Source organism: Nonomuraea sp. NPDC001636, assembly GCF_040298265.1.
Classification (GTDB): Bacteria; Actinomycetota; Actinomycetes; order Streptosporangiales; family Streptosporangiaceae; genus Nonomuraea.
In genome coordinates this window covers 57,369-73,650 of the sequence record NZ_JBEOZT010000015.1, presented here as the reverse complement: position 1 = coordinate 73,650, position 16,282 = coordinate 57,369, and the positions used below count along the sequence as shown (strand labels likewise).

The following is a 16,282-nucleotide window of genomic DNA, read 5'->3' as shown; positions in this document are numbered from 1 at the left end:
GCAGACAAATATCGTGAAACAGGCCCTGCGTGATGTCGCCGCCTTAGTCGCCCGCGTCGGCGTGGGCGGCATCTTCTTCGCCAACGGCTGGACCAAGCTGGAGGACGGGCTCACCGCCACCGGCGCGAAGTTCCTCCAGCAGGGCGCGCCCGCGCCCGGCGCGTGGGCCACGGTCACCATGCTCACCGAGCTGATCGGCGGGGCGCTGCTGATCGCCGGGCTGGGGGTCGCCGTCACCGGGCTGATCCTGTTCGCCGAGGCGCTGGGCGTCTTCCTGGTGGCCCCGCCGCTCAACCCCATCAGCATGAACGAGCTGATCCTGCTCGGGGCGGCCGCCATCCTGCTCGCCGTCGTGGGCGCCGGACGGCTGTCGGTCGACCACATGGTGGTGATCCGCAGGAGGGAGACGGAGGCGGCCAACGAGTTCGCCGCCGACGCCGAGGCCGACCGGGTCATCGCCTCGCTGCGCGACGCCGACGCGCCCGCCCGCCAGTCGAAGCCGGCCGAGGACGCCGCCCCGCCCGCCCGCCGGTCGTCGAGACCGGCCGAGGACGCCGATCCCGAGGAGACCGGTCGGCAGCCCGGGGACGCGCCCTCGCCCATGACGGACACTATGCCGCACCCCCGGCCCCGCACCCGGCCCGCAGGCCCGCCGGCCGCCGAGGAGCCCGCGCCGGCCCCCGTGCCCGGCGACACGCTGGTGGCCGGGCGCAAGAAGCCCGCGCCCCGCGGACGCCGTCCCTCAGCGGACGGCTGAGCGCGCGGGCACGCGCAGCGCGCCCTGGGTGAGCGCGATGGCCAGCAGGATGACCAGCGCGCCCACCGGCTGGTTCCAGGTGATCGTCTCGTCGAGCAGCAGCACGCCGGAGGCCACCGCGAACACCGGCAGCAGGTACGTCACCGTCGAGGTCGTCGTCACGCCCGCCAGGGATTGGACCCGGTACAGCAGCAGGTAGGCCACGCCCGTGCCGAGGCCGCCGAGGCCCAGCAGGCTCCACCAGACCTCGGCGGGCGCCGCGGTGTCCACCAGCGGCACGCCCGCCACCAGCGTGATCACCGCGAGCTGGACCGCGCCGGTCACGAGCTGCCCCGCGGCCAGCACCATCGGCGGCTCGGACCGCCGCCCGGTGATGAAGCGCCCCATGTACGCCCCGCCGACCCCGTAGCACAGCGCCGCACCGAAGCAGGCCAGGCTGCCGCCGAGCTGCCCGCCCGCCATGGGCTGCCACACCCCGAGCACCACCATGACGCCGGCGAACCCGAGCCCGAGCCCGGCCGCCCGCGCGGCGGTCGCCCGCTCGGCGCGCAGCACCAGCGTGAAGGCCAGGGTGCACAGCGGCGTGGTGGCGTTCCAGATCGCGGCGACGACGGAGGAGACGTACTGCTCGCCGTAGGCGAACAGGGTGAAGGGCAGCGTGGTGAGCACGACGGAGGCGATCTGGAAGTGCCCCCACAGCCGCGGATCGCGGGGGAGCGGCCGTCTGGTCACCGCGAGCGCGACCAGCAGGGTGACCGCGCCGACCGCCATGCGGCCGAACGACACCTGCAGCGGGTGCAGCGCCCCCACGGCGATCTTGATGAAGAAGAAACTGTTGCCCCAGATGGCGGCCAGCAGCAGGAACGCGGGCAGCCACCTCCCCGTGGCCTCGCTGCGCACGTACGCCTCCCGTAGATGAACCATCGAGGAGCGTAGCGGTCAGAACCGACAATTGGGAGAAGTCACAGGTCGGCGGTGAGCCGGGCCACCACCCGCATCTTGTTCATCGCGTCCAGCGCCGCCACCTTGTACGACTCCGCCAGCGTCGGATAGTTGAACACCGCGTTGACCAGGTAGTCGACGGTCCCGCCGCAGCCCATCACGGTCTGGCCGATGTGCACCAGCTCGGTGGCCCCCGTGCCGAACACGTGCACGCCGAGCAGCCGCCGGTCCTCCGAGGAGACCAGCAGCTTGAGCATCCCGTACGAGTCGCCGATGATCTGCCCCCTGGCCAGCTCCCGGTAGCGCGAGATGCCCACCTCGAACGGGATCCGGTCGCGGGTCAGCTCGTCCTCCGATCTCCCGACGAAGCTGATCTCGGGGATCGTGTAGATGCCGATGGGCGGCAGCTCCCGCAGCTCCGCCACGGGTTCGCCGCAGGCGTGCTGGGCGGCCACCCGGCCCTGCTCCATCGAGGTGGCGGCCAGCGCCGGGAAGCCGATCACGTCGCCGACCGCGTAGATGTGCGGCACGGCCGTGGCGTAGTGCTCGTCCACCCGGATCCGGCCGCGGTCGTCGGCGGTCAGCCCGGCGGCCTCCAGGTTCAGCTCGGCCGTCCTGCCCTGGCGGCCGGCCGAGTACATGACGCAGTCGGCGGGGATGCGCTTGCCGCTCTCCAGCAGGGTCAGCGCGCCACGCGGGCGGCGTTCGACGGCGGCGACGTGCTCGCCGAAGCGGAAGGTCACCGCCAGGTCGCGCAGGTGGTACTTGAGCGCCTCGACGATCTCCAGGTCGCAGAACTCCAGCATGCGCTCGCGCCGTTCGACCACGGTCACCTTGGTGCCGAGGGCGGCGAACATGGAGGCGTACTCGATGCCGATGACCCCGGCGCCGACCACGACCATGGTCTCGGGCACCCGGTCCAGGTGCAGGATCGCGTCGGAGTCGATGACCGTGCGCTCGTCGAACTGCACGCTGTCCGGGCGGGCGGGGGAGGTGCCGGTGGCGATCACGATCCGGTCGGCGGTGACCTTGCGCTCCTCGTCGCCGCTGATCCCGATGGTGTGCGGGTCGAGGAAACGTCCGGTGCCGGGCAGGACCGTGACGTGGTTGCGGCCGAGCTGGCTGCGGATCACCTGGATCTCGCGGCCGATCACGTGCTGGGTGCGCATCCCGAGGTCGGCGACCGTGATCTCGTCCTTGACGCGGTAGCTGGCGCCGTACAGCTCGCGCTGGTTGAGTCCGGTGAGGTAGAGGACCGCCTCGCGCAGCGTCTTGGACGGGATCGTGCCGGTGTTGATGCAGACGCCGCCGATCATGTTCCGTTTCTCGACCATGGCGACGCGCCGGCCCAGCTTCGCCGCCGCGATGGCGGCCTTCTGCCCGCCGGGACCGGAGCCGAGCACCAGCACGTCGTAGTCCGCCACAACGCCCAGTGTGAGCGCGCGGGGTTACCGGCGGAAGACCCGTCGGCCAGACTGCGCGTATGCAACGTGCATTCCGTCAGGTCGACGTGTTCACCTCCGTCCCTTATCGCGGCAACCCGCTCGCGGTCGTGCTCGACGGCCAAGGGCTGGACACCGAGGAGATGCGGCGCTTCGCCGCCTGGACGAACCTGTCCGAGACGACGTTCGTGCTGCCCCCGACCGTGCCCGGGGCCGACTACCGGGTCCGGATCTTCACCGGGGGCGGCGAGCTGCCCTTCGCCGGGCATCCCACGCTCGGCACCTGCCACGCCTGGCTGGAGAGCGGCGGCCGGCCGCGCGACGCGGCGGAGATCGTCCAGGAGTGCGACGCCGGGCTGATCCGGGTGCGCAGGACCGCGGACGGGCTCGCCTTCGCCGCGCCCGAGCTGCTGCGGTCGGGGCCGGTCGAGGAGGAGTTGGCCGAGCGGCTGGCCGAGACCCTGCGCATCGGACGCGAGCGCATGCTGGCCGTCGAATGGGCCGACAACGGGCCCGGCTGGGTGGTCGTGCTGCTCGCCGCCGCCGAGGAGGTGCTGGAGCTGCGGCCGGGCGCGATCGAGCACATGGTCGGCGTGGCGGGGCCCTGCCCGGAGGGCTCGCCGTACGCCTACGAGGTGCGCGTCTTCGCGCCCGACGTCGAGGATCCGGTGACCGGCAGCCTGCACGCGTCCCTGGCGCAGTTCCTGCTGCGCACGGGGCGGGCGAAGGCGCCGTACACGGCGGGGCAGGGGACCGTGCTCGGCCGCGCCGGGCGCGTGCGGATCACCGCCGACGAGCGGGACGTGTGGGTCGGCGGGTCGGTCGTCACCTGCGTCAGCGGCCAGGTCGCGTTGTGAAGCGCACCTCGTCGCCGGGCCGCAGCTGCGCCGCGACCGGCAGGTCGGCCTGCCGCACCACCGCGATCACCGGGTAGCCGCCCGTGGGCGGGTGGTCGGCGAGGAACACGATCGGCTGCCCGCTCGGCGGCACCTGGACCGCGCCGGTGACCATGCCCTCGCTCGGCAGCTCGCCCTTCCTGGCCCGCGTCAGCCCGGGGCCGCGCAGCCGCACCCCGACGCGGTTGCTGTCCTGGCTCACCTCGTACGGCCCCCCGCACAGCGCCTCCAGCGCCCCCGGGACGAACCAGTCGTCCCGCGGCCCGGCGAGCACCCGCAGCACGGCGGGCGCGGGCCCCGGCGGCGGCGCCAGGTCCACCGAGATCTCCCCGGCGGCGGACCCGCCCACCGGCAGCAGCGTCCCGGCCCGCAACGGCTCGGGGCCGAGCCCCGACAGCGAGTCGGTGGACCGGCTGCCCAGCACCGGCTCGACCGCGATGCCGCCGCGCACCGCCACGTACGTGCGCAGCCCCCACTCCGGCGCCCCCAGCCGCAGCTCGCCCCCCGGCGGCACCCAGAACGGCACCCCCATCCGCGCCTCCGCCGGCGCGCCGGTCAGCGCCGCCCACGCGCCCTCGTGGAACCGCAGCCGCGCCAGCCCGAACGTCACCTCGACGCCCGCCGCGTCCTCGCGGTTGCCCACCAGCCGGTTGGCCAGCCGCAGGCTCGGCGCGTCGGCCGCCCCCGAGCGCGGGACCCCCAGATGGGCCAGGCCGGGCCGCCCCAGATCCTGGACGGTCGCGTAAGGGCCGGGCGCGATCACCTCGATCATGCGCGCTCGAACCGCACGCGCATCCCCGGCCGGAACAACGACGGCGGCTCGGCCGTCACGTCCCACACCCGCGTCGTCGTGCGCCCCAGCAGCCGCCACCCGCCGGGCGAGGCCGTCGGGTAGACCGCCGAGTACGGCCCCGCGACCGCCACCGAGCCGGCCGGCACCGACGTGCGCGGCGTGTCCAGCCGGGGCAGCTCCAGCACCGGGTCGAGCCCGGTCAGGTAGGCGAACCCGGGGGCGAACCCCAGCCACCCAACCACCAGCTCCCGCCCGGTGTGCCGGGCGACCACCTCCTCGGCCGAGATCCCGGCCAGCGCCGCGACGGAATCGAGATCGGCCCCGTCATAGACGACGGGAATCGTCACCACCGGCCCGGCGGGCGCGTCCGCCCCGGCCGCCGCCGCGCGCGCCCATCCCGTCATGGCCGCCAGCCTGGCGCGCAACCGCTCCCGGTCGGCGCCCGGCGCCACCACCAGCACGGTCTCCGGCCCCGGCACGACCTCCACGACCCCCTCGGGCCGCTCGGCCCGCAGAGCCGCGTCGAGCCGGTGGGAGGCCGCCAGCGACCCGGTCTCGACGAGCAGCGCGTGCTCTCCCGCCGGACGGATCACGCGAACGCCTGCAGGACCACTCCGGCCGCCAGCAGGTCGTTGCGCACGGCACGGGCCAGCCCGACGGCGTCAGGGGTGTCTCCGTGGACGCACAGCGACCGGGCGGAGACGGACACCGGACTGCCGTCGACGGCCGTCACAGAGCCCTCCAGGGCCATCCGGCGGGCCCGCGCGGTCACCGCCGCCGCGTCGTGGATCACCGCGCCCGGCTCGCGCCGCGGCACCAGCGCCCCCGCCGCCGTGTACGCCCGGTCGGCGAACGCCTCGCTCACCGTCGGGACGCCCGCCGCCGCGGCCACCTCGTGCACGACCGAGACCGGCAGCGTCAGCACCGGCAGCGTCGGGTCGTAGTCGGCGACGGCCTCGATCACCGCCGCCGCCTGCACCTCGTCGCGGCAGACCCGGTTGTACAGGGCGCCGTGCGGCTTGACGTAGGAGACCCGGCCGCCCATCGCCCTGGCGATGCCGTCGACGGCCGCGAGCTGGTAGAGCACCTCGGCGCACAGCTCCTCGGGCTCGACCTCCATCTCCCTGCGGCCGAAGTGGGCCAGGTCGCGGTAGGACACCTGGGCGCCGATCGACACGCCGCGGTCGACGGCCGCGGCGCACGTGCGCCTGATCGTCACCGGGTCGCCGGCGTGGAAGCCGCAGGCGACGTTGGCGCTGGTGACGATGTCGAGCAGCGCGAGGTCGTCGCCGAGCCGCCAGATGCCGAAACCCTCACCGAGGTCGGCGTTGAGGTCGATCACCATCCCACCATCATGACGCAGCGCTACCTCGGCGCGACGAACAACGTCTGAGTCGCCGTGCCGACTTCGCCGCGCTCGTCGTACAGGGTGGTGCGGGTCAGGCCGCGGCCGGATGGACCGATCGCGGTGGCCGCGTCCATGCAGGTCCACTCGCCCACCGGGGTGCGGAACAGCGAGATCGTCAGGTCGACGTTGACGAACACGTGGGTGGCGAAGTCGAGGGCCGGGCTCACGCCGTTGCCGCTGTCGGCGAACGCGGCCAGCCGTTCGAGCGGGGTGATCTCCTCGCCCTCCACCAGCGGCACGGTCAGCCTGCCCCACACCGTGGCCGGGCCGGGCAGCATCGGGCCGCCGCGGGCGAACCGCCAGTCGAACGCCCTGCCGTAGCCGAAACCCGACACCAGGTAGGACGCCGCGTGCTCGGGCGAGGGCGGCGGCACGGGCGCGGGCGGCCCGGCGGCCGGCGTGGCGGGCGTGTCGGCCTCGCGGATGCGCCACGCGGTGGCCCTGGCGTACTCGCGCCCGCCGGACAGCACGGCCGCCGACAGGCACTGCACCCGCTTGCCGTCGCGCACGACGTCGGTGACGACCTCCAGCTCGGCCACGGGCACCGGGGCGAACACGTCGACCGCCAGCCTGGACAGCGCCAGGCCGGGCAGCGGCGCGGTGCGGTCGAGCTCGTGGACCATCAGGGCGGTCACCGGGCCCATGTGCTGGGAACCCTGGTCCCACGGCCCCTGGGTGTGCTCGGAGGCGAGGTAGCGGCCCATGGCCAGCCGGCGGTACATCGACATGCGACGGACTCTAGATCTCGTCGGGGATGTCGGCGATGTCGTCGAGCGCGGCGGCCAGTTCGTCGGGGTCGCCGCCGATGCGCTCGGCGATCTCGATCAGCACGTGGAGCACGTCGTGGCGGTCGTGGCCGAGGTCGAGCAGGCGCTGGGCGGCCTCCCACAGCTGGGGCGGGTCGCCGTCCCACAGCCGGGTCGCGATCTCCTCGTGCCAGGCCAGGTGCTCCTGGTCGATGACGCCGCCGTGGTCGATCTCCAGTAACGTGCGCCGGTCGGCCTCGTCGGCCGGGTTGAGCCGGTCGAGGTCGATGCCGTTGTGCACGCCCTGCAGGTAGGGGAACGCGAACACCCGCCTGGCCAGCGCCGACAGGTCGCCGTCGGGCAGCAGCCGCTCCAGCAGCGGCCGGTCGAGCCCGAACGACGTCGGGTCGCGGTATGCCTCGGGGAACTTGCCCGTGGCCTCCCACACCGCGTCGAGCGTGGCCTTGAGCCCCTGCTCGGGCAGGCCGGTGCGGCGCGCGGCGAAGCGCACCCACGCCGACAGCACGTGCGGCATCGCCTCCTGCTCGGCCGCGCTCAGCATCACCTTGCGCGGCAGCCAGTCGAGCAGGAACGTCTCGCACTTGGTCGGGCTGACCCGCAGCGGCCGGTTGAAGTCGCGCTCGCAGCCGTAGTCGATGATGTGGTCGGCGCAGCGCGAGGCCGCCGACGGGTCGGACAGGTGCTCGGCCGCGTCGGAGGCCAGGAACTCGGCGGCCAGCATGGCCCGCCGCTCGCGGCTGTAGGGCGCCTCGATGTGCAGCGGCGCCGGACGTTTGCGGCCCGGCGGCAGCGCCTTGAGCCGGGCGCGGGCGAAGGCGTGGTAGGCGCTGTAGCTCTCGCTCACCGGCGGCGGCGTCTTGGGCTCCCTGGTGGCCTTCATGGCCGAGTCCAGGAGCGCCCTGGCCTGCTCGGGCTGGATCTCCTCGAACAGCAGCATCGGGTTGCCCGCCGCCTCGGCCCTGGCCTGCTCCAGCAGCTTGTCGACGTGCGAGGACACCCACGCGTCGCGGGCCATGCCGTTCATGTTGTGGTCGACGACCACGACCAGCGCGTGCCGGTCGCTCGGCGCCGATGCCTCGTTCCAGCGGTAGGCGAACGTGCAGATCACCGTGTCCTGGTCGCCGTAGGCGTCGCGGGAGACGTAGCAGCCGGTGGGCTTGACCGCGCCGACCTTGTCGGCCCAGCCCGGCCTGGCCACGCCCGACTCCATCATCGCCAGCGCCGCGCCCTCGGCCTTGGCGCCCTGGCGGGCGGTGCCCAGGTAGGCCAGGCACACCAGCAGCGTCAGGGAGGCCGGGGTGCCGGCCTTGGCCGCGTAGTCGACCAGGCCCTCCCCGAGGACCTGCTCCACGTCACCGCCCCTGACCCGCCTGCCCCACCAGGCCCCGATCATGTCTGAGACCATCAGCTCCGCGTCGAGAGGGCTGCGCACCGCGAGCAGCTCGCGGGCCGCCTGCACCATCTCCTGGAACACGTCGTCGGGCGGGCTGCTCTCCCGGGGATCTCGTCGGTGTCGGCGCACGCCCTCACTCTCTCGTATTCCAGGCGCAAACGGTGAAGAGAACTCGGCCTGGTGACCCCGATGTTATCGGTGGAGCCGCGATCAGCGGGGACTTCGGGGCGGCGGGGCGGAGTTCACGATGGCGAGCAGATGCTCGCGCGCGATGCGCTCCACGACCTCCGGCGTGGCCGGGACGCCGAGATGCTCGGCGCACGCGCACACGTCGGCCACGCACCGGTCGATCGTGTCCACGGGTACGGTCAGGAACTCTTCGGCCAGCCTGAGACTGACCGGCTCCCTGAGGAAGCGTGTGGCCAGAGCGAGCATAGATGTGAGATTCCTCTGGAGACCCGGGAGCAAACCCCCAGGAACGTATGCAGGGTGACTTGCGCTCCCATTTCATCTTTTCTCGGCCTTGTGTCAAGGCTCTGAGGCGCCTGTGTTCGCTTCTCGTGCCAAGCTGTTTCCATGCGCATCCAGCTCGCCCAGCGGGACGAGGCAGACGAGCTCCTCGGCCGCAGCCCGCTCGCCCTGCTCGTCGGCATGCTGCTCGACCAGCAGATTCCCATGGAATGGGCGTTCACTGGGCCGTACACCATCTCGGAGCGCCTGGGACACGACCTGACCGCCGAGGAGATCGCCGCCTGCGACCCCGAGGCGTTCGCCGCGCTCCTGGCGCAGAAGCCGGCCGTGCACCGATATCCCAAGTCGATGGCCGCCCGCGTCCAGCAGCTCGCGGCCTACCTCGTCGAACACTACGACGGGCGGCCCGAGCTCATCTGGAGCGACGCGGCCGACGGGAAAGACTTGTTGAAACGACTGCAGGCCCTTCCGGGATACGGCAAGCAGAAGGCCCAGATCTTTTTGGCATTGCTGGGCAAGCAGCTGGGGGTCCAGCCGTCAGGCTGGCGGGAGGCAGCCGGACTCTACGGCGAGGAGGGGTCATACCGTTCGGTCGCCGACGTGGTCGACACCGACAGCCTGGGCCGGGTGCGCGCCGCCAAGCAGGAGGCCAAGCGCGCGGCCAAGGGCGAGTAACCTGATCTTGCTGCGCAATGTGGAGCGACTTTGACAGGATGCGTTGACCCTTATGGCGACCGGGCGGCGGCGGGGGCTTCCGTCGGCGCATGCCCATCGCCGATGATGTACTGCAGAATCCGGTCGCCCGGAGCTGCGCTACGCCGATACACAGTTATGGAGATGTGCCGCGTGGGAGACCCTGGCACGCGACGGAGGTGCCGACCATGAGCGCCGAGACCTCCGTTCCCCGTCCCCGGGAGTCGGATGTGGACATCTCAGACTCCGCCCTGTTCAAGGGCATGCTGTCGGAGGCCGAGTTCGCCTTCGCGTTCTTCGACGGCGATGGCCGCGTCCAGCGGGTCAACGACGTGTTCAGCGACGTCGTCAGCGTGCCCGCCGAGCGCCTGGTGGGCCGCCTGCCGGTCGAGGTGCTGGCGGCCGACCTGAGCCAGATCATCACCCACGCGGTCCAGGCCGTCATCGAGAGCGACGCGCCGGTCACCGAGGGCCGCGTGCGCGTGCGGTCCGCCGAGGGCGACACCCGCCACTGGTCGCTGTCGTTCTCGCCGGTCCACGACGAGGCGGGCGAGCTGCGCGCCATCGCGCTGGTCGGCCTCGACGTGACCGAGAGCCGGCAGACCGAGGAGGCGCTGCGCCGCAGCGAGGAGCGTTACCGCTCGCTGGTGGAGGCGCAGTCCCAGCTCGTCTGGATCACCTCGCCCACGGGCGCCGTCGTCGAGGACGCGCCCCAGTGGCGCGCCATCACCGGCCAGGGGCTGGAGGAGTACCTCGCCAACGGCTGGCTGGAGGTCGTCCACCCCGAGGAGCGCCAGCAGACCGAGGAGGCCTGGCGCGAGGCGCTGCGCGGCCGCACGATGTTCGAGTGGAACTACCGGGTCCGCACCCGGGCCAGCGGCTACCGCCACTTCGAGGTGCGCGCGGTGCCGATCATCAGGCACGGCAGGGTCGTGGAGTGGGTCGGCGCCAACACCGACGTCACCCCGCAGCGCGAGGCCGAGGAGATGCGCGGCAGGCTGACCGACCAGCTCGGCGCCGCCGCCCTGCGCACCGCCCGGCTCCAGGGCGCCACGGCCCAGCTCGCCGAGGCCCTGACGGTCGAGCAGGTCGTCCAGGTCATCATCGACGTCGGCCGCACCGCCCTGGCCGCCGACCGTTCGGCCGTGGCGCTGCTCGACACCGACCGCGCCGCGCTCAAGCTGGTCAACGGCGAGGGCATCCCCGAGGTCCAGGGTTCGGGCGACGAGATCCCGCTGTCCCACTCCAACGTGATGACGATGGCCGTCAACAGCCGCCGTCCGGTCTTCGCCGAGTCGCCCGAGTCGCTGAAGGCCCAGCTGCTGGAGGCCGGCGACGACGAGGAGGCCCTGGCCGGGTTCATCAGCCAGGGCGACGAGCGCGCCTGGGTCGGCCTGCCGCTGCTTGCCGCCGGCCGGGCGCTCGGCGCGCTGCGCTTCTCGTTCACGCGCCCGCAGAAGATCTCCCAGGAGGACGGCGTCTTCCTGGAGGCGCTGGCCGGGCAGTGCGCCCTGGCCGTCGAGCGGGCCACGCTCTTCGAGCGCGAGCACCGCACGGCCGAGACGCTCCAGCGCAGCCTGCTGCCCGACCGTCTGCCCGTGGTCAAGGGCCTGGTGCTGGCCCAGCGCTTCCGTTCGGGCAGCCGCCACGTCCAGGTCGGCGGCGACTGGTACGACGCGTTCGTCCTGCAGGACGGGCGTGTCGCGGCGGTCGTCGGCGACGTCATGGGCAAGGGCGTCAAGGCCGCGGCGGGCATGGGCCGCATCCGCAACGCGATGCGGGCGCTCGCGCTCACCAACCCGCCGCCCGCCGCCGTGCTCACGGGCCTCGACCGGGTCTTCGAGGCCACGGAAGAGGAGGAGCAGGTCACCACGCTGGCCTACATGGTCGTCGAGCCGGTCACCGGCGAGGGCACGCTGGCCATGGCCGGCCACCCGCCGCCCGTCCTGGTCTCGCCCCAGGGCACGGCGATCCTGTGCGACGCCGAGCCCGGCACGCCGCTGGGCTGGCCGACCAGCCGCCGGCAGTTCCGGTTCGTGGTGCCGCCGGGACACACCGCGGTGCTCTACTCAGACGGTCTCGTGGAGAACAGGAAGCGAGGGCTTGACGCGGGCCTCGCAGAGATTTGCAGTGTTGTGACCGAAGCGCCGCCTGAGGTGGTCAGCAGTCCGCACATGTTGCTGGACTTCCTGGTTGACCGGATGTTGTCTGGATATGAACAGGATGATGACGTTACCGCGCTCGCAATTCACGTCCCGCCGGCCACGAAGAGTGACTGAATGAAACAGTCATAACGGTTGCTTTCGGGTATCAGTGCCCCGCTTACGTACGCACTACTGTCTTGGTCGGCCTAGGGTGGAGGACAACCGCCGGGAGGTGGCCGTATGGAGTGCGGGGTCGTGCCACAATGCTGTGTCAGGTCCGTCGCGCTTCGCACGGCCTCACCGATCTCCGAGAGAGGCAACAGCCCCCAGCGGGCATCTGGGTCCATTGTCGCCACGCGTTCGTTCGAGAGGTGTTCGTGTCGCCTGCAAGTTCGACTCGCTCGAAGCCACAAGAGCTGAACGAGCCCGTCATTCAGCGACTGCTCGAGCGTGGGCGCTCGCAGGGTTTCCTCGAGTCTGAGGATGTCCGTCAGGCCTTCGAGGAGGCGGACATCCCCATGTCGCACGCCGCCGCGTTCTTGCGGAACCTCAGCAAAGAGGGCGTGACCGTGGTGGTGACCGCCGCGGATTCGGCTGCGCCGAAGAAGTCTCGTGGTCCAGCAAAGCGCCGCACCGCTGCCCCCGTCAAGACCAAGACGGCAGCGGCCGCCAAAGAGCAGCAGCCCGAGACCGTGACCGCGGTCGTGGGCGCCGCTGAGGCCGAGCCGGCCGCCAAGAAGCCGGCTCCGGCCAAGAAGGCCGCTCCCGCTCCGAAGAAGGCGGCTCCGGCCGCCGCCAAGAAGGCCAAGCCAGAAGTCAGCGCTGGGCCTGCCGAGACCAAGCCGAAGTCACCCGAGGGCCTCAAGGCGTCCGACTCCGACGATGACGACGATCTCGAGCTCGACGGCGACGTGGAGCTGGAGGACCTCGAGGACATCGAGGTCGACGACATCGTGGCCGAGGACGACTCCGACTCCGAGGGCGACTCCGACTCCGACGACGACTCCGACGACGAGCCCAAGGCCGCCGACGTCGCCGCCGTCACCGTGGACAAGACCGAGGACGAGGTCCTCATCCTGTCCGACGACGACGACGACGCCCCGGTCGCCCAGGTGGCCGCCGCCGGCGCCACCGCCGACCCGGTGAAGGACTACCTCAAGCAGATCGGCAAGGTCCCCCTGCTCAACGCCGAGCAGGAGGTCGAGCTGGCCAAGCGCATCGAGGCCGGCCTGTTCGCCGAGGAGCAGCTCGGCGGCGGCGAGACCGAGAGCCTGCCGGTCGACGTCCGGGCCGAGCTCGAATGGATCGCCGAAGACGGCCGCCGGGCCAAGAACCACCTGCTGGAGGCCAACCTCCGGCTCGTGGTCTCGCTGGCCAAGCGCTACACCGGGCGCGGCATGCTGTTCCTCGACCTGATCCAGGAGGGCAACCTCGGTCTGATCAGGGCCGTGGAGAAGTTCGACTACACCAAGGGCTACAAGTTCTCCACCTACGCCACGTGGTGGATCCGGCAGGCGATCACGCGTGCCATGGCCGACCAGGCGCGGACCATCCGCATCCCGGTCCACATGGTCGAAGTGATCAACAAGCTGGCCCGGGTCCAGCGGCAGATGCTGCAGGACCTCGGCCGCGAGCCCACGCCGGAAGAGCTGGCCCGCGAGCTGGACATGACGCCCGAGAAGGTCGTCGAGGTCCAGAAGTACGGCCGCGAGCCCATCTCCCTCCACACCCCGCTGGGTGAGGAGGGCGACAGCGAGTTCGGTGACCTCATCGAGGACTCCGAGGCCATCGTGCCGGCCGACGCCGTCAGCTTCACGCTGCTGCAGGAGCAGCTGCACTCCGTTCTCGACACGCTGTCGGAGCGCGAGGCGGGCGTCGTGTCGATGCGGTTCGGCCTCACCGACGGGCAGCCGAAGACGCTCGACGAGATCGGCAAGGTTTACGGGGTCACCCGTGAGCGCATCCGCCAGATCGAGTCGAAGACCATGTCCAAGCTGCGCCACCCGTCCCGGTCCCAGGTCCTGCGCGACTACCTGGACTAGGAGCCACCTCGTCGATCGCCCCGTCCGGAACCCTCCGGGCGGGGCGATCGCCGTTTTCCGGGCGCGTCAGGCCGCATCGGTGACGTGCACGTCGAGCAGCCAGGGGCGGTTCGCCCTGGCGGGCTCGGCCAGGTCGACCGTCCAGCCCAGGTTGCCGAGGATCTTGGCCAGCTCGCCGGGCGTGCCGGGGGCCTCCTCCTGCTGGAGCAGGACGCGGGCGATCTCGCCCCGGGTGGCCTTGGCCATGTGGCTGACGACCTTGCCGTCGCGGAAGACGCGTACCGACACCGACCGGTCGCCGGGCTGCCACGCCCCCGCGTACGTGGCCGAGCGCAGGTCCACCACCAGCCCCGGCATCCGGTCCAGCTCCTTGGCCAGGTGCGTGCGCCAGTAGGCGGCCAGGCCGCCCAGCGGCGGCAGGCTGACGCCCATCGACAGGCGGTACGGGGGCACCCGGTCGGAGATGCGCAACACGCCCCACAGGCCAGAGAAGATCAGCACGGACTCCTCCGCCCTGGCCCTGGCGGCGTCGTCCAGGGTGTTCAGGCCGAGGTTGTCGTACAGGACGCCGGTGTAGAGGTCGGCGGCGGGAAGGGTGGGCGCGGTCTTCACCACCGTGTTCTTGGCCGCCTCGCCCGCCAGACCGGGCGTCAGCCCGAGCACCTGCGCGGCGTCGCGACGCTTGGAGGCCCGGATGAGCGCGGACACGACCCGCTTGCGGGCACGGTCGAGCTTGGGGAAGGACAGCTCGCCGAGCGGCGGACCGCTCCCCTCGGCGGCCTTTCCCTCGGACGGCGGCAGCAGAATCAGCACAACCCCACACCCTAACGGGCCGGTCAGAGGGTGTTCGCGCTGGTCGGCTAGGCTGCGCGGATGAACGTCGACCTGCTGGTGCACCAGGCGTGGCCGGCCTACGAGCAGCGTGTCCACGACGGCTGGGTGCTGCGTTCCGCCGGCGGCGTGACCAAACGGGCGAACTCGGTGCTCGCCCTGAACGCCCCCGCCGACCTGGACGCGGCGATCGGCGCCGCCGAGGCGTTCTACGGCGAGCGGGGACAGAGCTGCGCCTTCTCCGTCGGCCCCGGCACCTGGGCCGGCCTGGACGCCGAGCTGGCCCGCAGAGGGTACGAGCTGGTCGATCCGACGGTCATCATGGCCGGATCGCCGTCGGCCGAGCCGCGCGGCCCGGTGCGGATCGAGGACCATCCGTGGCCGGAATGGCTGGACACCTGGTGGTCTGTCGACGGCCGGTACGGCGCCGGCCTGCAGGAGGCCGCCCGCATCTGCACCGGCGTGCCCGCCTGGTACGGGGCCGTCGAGGAGGACGGCGTGCCGGTCGCGGTCGGCCGGGTCGTGCCGCAGGGGGACACGGCGGGGATCTTCTGCATGGCGACGTTGCCCCGGGCCAGGCGGCGCGGGCTGGCCCGTACAGTGCTGCGCGCTCTGACCAGGCATGCCGGGGCGAAAAGCGCGTACCTGGTCACCACCGAGCCCAACCACGGGGCTCAGGCTTTGTACCGCAGCGAGGGTTTCCAGACCATCGGCCGATACCACTACCGCGTCCGAACCTTGACCTAATCCGTACGACCAGCCCGGCCCAAAGGCGTGCGCGCGGCCTGAACTGCGCCGCATGCGGAGACTCCGGCATCCGTACGGCCCTCTGACCACCGTGCGGAGAGCCTGGTGTACGGCGGGCACTCCCTGAACCCCTCGTGCATGCGTCCTGAGCCCGCGTGCACGCCGCCCTGGACCGCCGGGTGTGTGCAACTCAGTCACGGGCTGTGCGCGGCCGGTGCCAAGGCGTGCGCGCGGCCCTTTGGCCGCCGTGCGGAGGGCCATGTGTATGGCGGGCACGGCCTGGACCATCGCCTGCCCGCGCCCTGGACCCCTGTGCAGCGCCCTGGACCATCCGCCTGCGTGAGACCTGGCCACTGCCTGCGCGCAGCCCAGGATCATCGTGCGTGCGGCCTGAGCCTACGTGTGCCGCGGACGACCGCGTGGGCGCAGCTCCGTCACCGCGTGCGCGGCCTGGACCACTACGTGCGTGCGATCTGAACCACCGCTTGCGGGCGCTCTGGACCTACGCCTGCGCGGCCCGGCCGCCGCCTGCATGCTCCTGAACAGCCGCCTAGGCAGGCTGAACGCAGAACGGCGATCCCGGCGTGGTGTGCCGGGATCGCCGAACTGGTCGTGCAATATGTGGTTATGTGATCACAACGAACGCGTCAGCGGTCGTCGTTGGGGTTCATTGATGGGGTTTCGCTGAGGCGAGCCGACTCGTCCAGGATGTCGGCGCCCTTTTCGCGCAGCGCTGCGACGTGCTGACGCCCATGGTGGGCGCAGAACAGCAGCTCCCCACCAACAGGCAGGGTCGCGCGAATGTAGGCCTGGGCGCCGCAGCGGTCGCAGCGGTCGAGGGCCGTCAGCGGCTTAACGGGGGCGAGAGCTCCAGTCACGTATCGCCTTTCGGGTCACCCCCGCCGAAGCGAGGATCTGGCGTCAGTCACTTGAGACAACATCTAACCGGACGTGGA

General features: G+C 72.0%; 16 protein-coding genes. 6 read left to right on the top strand and 10 right to left on the bottom strand.

Annotation, left to right across the window (positions count from 1 at the left end; genetic code table 11):
* The first annotated feature begins 13 nt into the window (after positions 1-13).
* Positions 14-757: a DoxX family protein gene (locus tag ABT158_RS26550; RefSeq protein WP_352357751.1), complete on the top strand. Its 744-nt coding sequence runs from the start codon at positions 14-16 to the stop codon at positions 755-757.
* Here the strand turns inward: ABT158_RS26550 and ABT158_RS26545 are convergent.
* Both ABT158_RS26545 and sthA read right to left on the bottom strand, forming a co-directional pair.
* On the bottom strand, positions 743-1,681 hold the full coding sequence (locus tag ABT158_RS26545; protein WP_352357749.1) for a DMT family transporter: 939 nt from the start codon (positions 1,679-1,681) through the stop codon (positions 743-745). The genes ABT158_RS26550 and ABT158_RS26545 overlap by 15 nt on opposite strands.
* A 38-nt stretch (positions 1,682-1,719) precedes the next feature.
* Positions 1,720-3,123 (bottom strand): Si-specific NAD(P)(+) transhydrogenase, encoded by a 1,404-nt coding sequence (gene sthA, locus ABT158_RS26540; protein ID WP_352357747.1) that lies wholly within the window; start codon positions 3,121-3,123, stop codon positions 1,720-1,722.
* 59 nt (positions 3,124-3,182) lie between these two features.
* Between sthA and ABT158_RS26535 the strand changes: the two genes are divergently transcribed.
* Complete coding sequence (locus ABT158_RS26535; protein ID WP_352357745.1) at positions 3,183-3,998, top strand: PhzF family phenazine biosynthesis protein; 816 nt, start codon at positions 3,183-3,185, stop codon at positions 3,996-3,998.
* Here ABT158_RS26535 and ABT158_RS26530 read toward each other — a convergent pair.
* From ABT158_RS26530 to ABT158_RS26505, 6 genes are all read right to left on the bottom strand, one after another.
* Positions 3,976-4,809: a 5-oxoprolinase subunit C family protein gene (locus ABT158_RS26530; protein WP_352357743.1), complete on the bottom strand. Its 834-nt coding sequence runs from the start codon at positions 4,807-4,809 to the stop codon at positions 3,976-3,978. The two genes, ABT158_RS26535 and ABT158_RS26530, sit on opposite strands and share 23 nt — an antisense overlap.
* Complete coding sequence (locus tag ABT158_RS26525) at positions 4,806-5,423, bottom strand: 5-oxoprolinase subunit B family protein (RefSeq protein WP_352357741.1); 618 nt, start codon at positions 5,421-5,423, stop codon at positions 4,806-4,808. The genes ABT158_RS26530 and ABT158_RS26525 overlap by 4 nt, the downstream gene beginning before the upstream one ends.
* Positions 5,420-6,175: a LamB/YcsF family protein gene (locus ABT158_RS26520; RefSeq protein ID WP_352357739.1), complete on the bottom strand. Its 756-nt coding sequence runs from the start codon at positions 6,173-6,175 to the stop codon at positions 5,420-5,422. Before ABT158_RS26520 ends, ABT158_RS26525 begins: the two co-directional genes overlap by 4 nt.
* Positions 6,176-6,195: 20 nt before the next feature.
* Positions 6,196-6,966 carry a thioesterase family protein gene (locus tag ABT158_RS26515; RefSeq protein WP_352357737.1) on the bottom strand — a complete coding sequence of 257 codons (771 nt, stop codon included), beginning with the start codon at positions 6,964-6,966 and terminating at the stop codon, positions 6,196-6,198.
* Between the two features lie 10 nt (positions 6,967-6,976).
* A complete protein-coding gene (locus tag ABT158_RS26510; protein ID WP_352358036.1) occupies positions 6,977-8,467 on the bottom strand; it encodes a hypothetical protein in 1,491 nt (496 codons plus the stop codon).
* A gap of 141 nt (positions 8,468-8,608) precedes the next feature.
* Positions 8,609-8,833 (bottom strand): hypothetical protein, encoded by a 225-nt coding sequence (locus tag ABT158_RS26505; protein ID WP_352357735.1) that lies wholly within the window; start codon positions 8,831-8,833, stop codon positions 8,609-8,611.
* Positions 8,834-8,974: 141 nt separating this feature from the next.
* Here ABT158_RS26505 and ABT158_RS26500 point away from each other — a divergent pair, with 141 nt between their 5' ends.
* The 3 genes from ABT158_RS26500 to ABT158_RS26490 all read left to right on the top strand — a co-directional run bounded on the left by ABT158_RS26500 (position 8,975) and on the right by ABT158_RS26490 (position 13,748).
* Positions 8,975-9,544, top strand: coding sequence for an HhH-GPD-type base excision DNA repair protein (locus ABT158_RS26500; protein WP_352329753.1), 570 nt, complete (start codon positions 8,975-8,977; stop codon positions 9,542-9,544).
* Positions 9,545-9,750: 206 nt separating this feature from the next.
* Complete coding sequence (locus tag ABT158_RS26495) at positions 9,751-11,841, top strand: SpoIIE family protein phosphatase (RefSeq protein WP_352329755.1); 2,091 nt, start codon at positions 9,751-9,753, stop codon at positions 11,839-11,841.
* A 242-nt stretch (positions 11,842-12,083) separates the two neighbouring features.
* Entirely contained in the window at positions 12,084-13,748 is a 1,665-nt protein-coding gene (locus ABT158_RS26490; protein ID WP_352357732.1) for an RNA polymerase sigma factor, read from the top strand.
* Between the two features lie 66 nt (positions 13,749-13,814).
* Here the strand turns inward: ABT158_RS26490 and ABT158_RS26485 are convergent, their stop codons facing one another.
* On the bottom strand, positions 13,815-14,561 hold the full coding sequence (locus ABT158_RS26485) for a YaaA family protein (protein ID WP_352357730.1): 747 nt from the start codon (positions 14,559-14,561) through the stop codon (positions 13,815-13,817).
* A gap of 60 nt (positions 14,562-14,621) precedes the next feature.
* Between ABT158_RS26485 and ABT158_RS26480 the strand changes: the two genes are divergently transcribed.
* On the top strand, positions 14,622-15,326 hold the full coding sequence (locus ABT158_RS26480) for a GNAT family N-acetyltransferase (protein WP_352357728.1): 705 nt from the start codon (positions 14,622-14,624) through the stop codon (positions 15,324-15,326).
* A 647-nt stretch (positions 15,327-15,973) separates the two neighbouring features.
* Here the strand turns inward: ABT158_RS26480 and ABT158_RS26475 are convergent.
* Complete coding sequence (locus ABT158_RS26475; protein ID WP_125639804.1) at positions 15,974-16,204, bottom strand: DUF7455 domain-containing protein; 231 nt, start codon at positions 16,202-16,204, stop codon at positions 15,974-15,976.
* Positions 16,205-16,282 lie beyond the last annotated feature (78 nt).

Excerpts from the sequence above, each read along its gene's own strand:
- ABT158_RS26545 (WP_352357749.1), bottom strand. The coding sequence starts at position 1,681 with ATGGTTCATCTACGGGAGGCGTACGTGCGCAGCGAGGCCACGGGGAGG.
- ABT158_RS26535 (WP_352357745.1), top strand. The coding sequence starts at position 3,183 with ATGCAACGTGCATTCCGTCAGGTCGACGTGTTCACCTCCGTCCCTTAT.
- ABT158_RS26530 (WP_352357743.1), bottom strand. The coding sequence starts at position 4,809 with ATGATCGAGGTGATCGCGCCCGGCCCTTACGCGACCGTCCAGGATCTG.
- ABT158_RS26520 (WP_352357739.1), bottom strand. The coding sequence starts at position 6,175 with ATGGTGATCGACCTCAACGCCGACCTCGGTGAGGGTTTCGGCATCTGG.
- ABT158_RS26515 (WP_352357737.1), bottom strand. The coding sequence starts at position 6,966 with ATGTCGATGTACCGCCGGCTGGCCATGGGCCGCTACCTCGCCTCCGAG.
- ABT158_RS26510 (WP_352358036.1), bottom strand. The coding sequence starts at position 8,467 with ATGGTGCAGGCGGCCCGCGAGCTGCTCGCGGTGCGCAGCCCTCTCGAC.
- ABT158_RS26505 (WP_352357735.1), bottom strand. The coding sequence starts at position 8,833 with ATGCTCGCTCTGGCCACACGCTTCCTCAGGGAGCCGGTCAGTCTCAGG.
- ABT158_RS26500 (WP_352329753.1), top strand. The coding sequence starts at position 8,975 with ATGCGCATCCAGCTCGCCCAGCGGGACGAGGCAGACGAGCTCCTCGGC.
- ABT158_RS26495 (WP_352329755.1), top strand. The coding sequence starts at position 9,751 with ATGAGCGCCGAGACCTCCGTTCCCCGTCCCCGGGAGTCGGATGTGGAC.
- ABT158_RS26480 (WP_352357728.1), top strand. The coding sequence starts at position 14,622 with ATGAACGTCGACCTGCTGGTGCACCAGGCGTGGCCGGCCTACGAGCAG.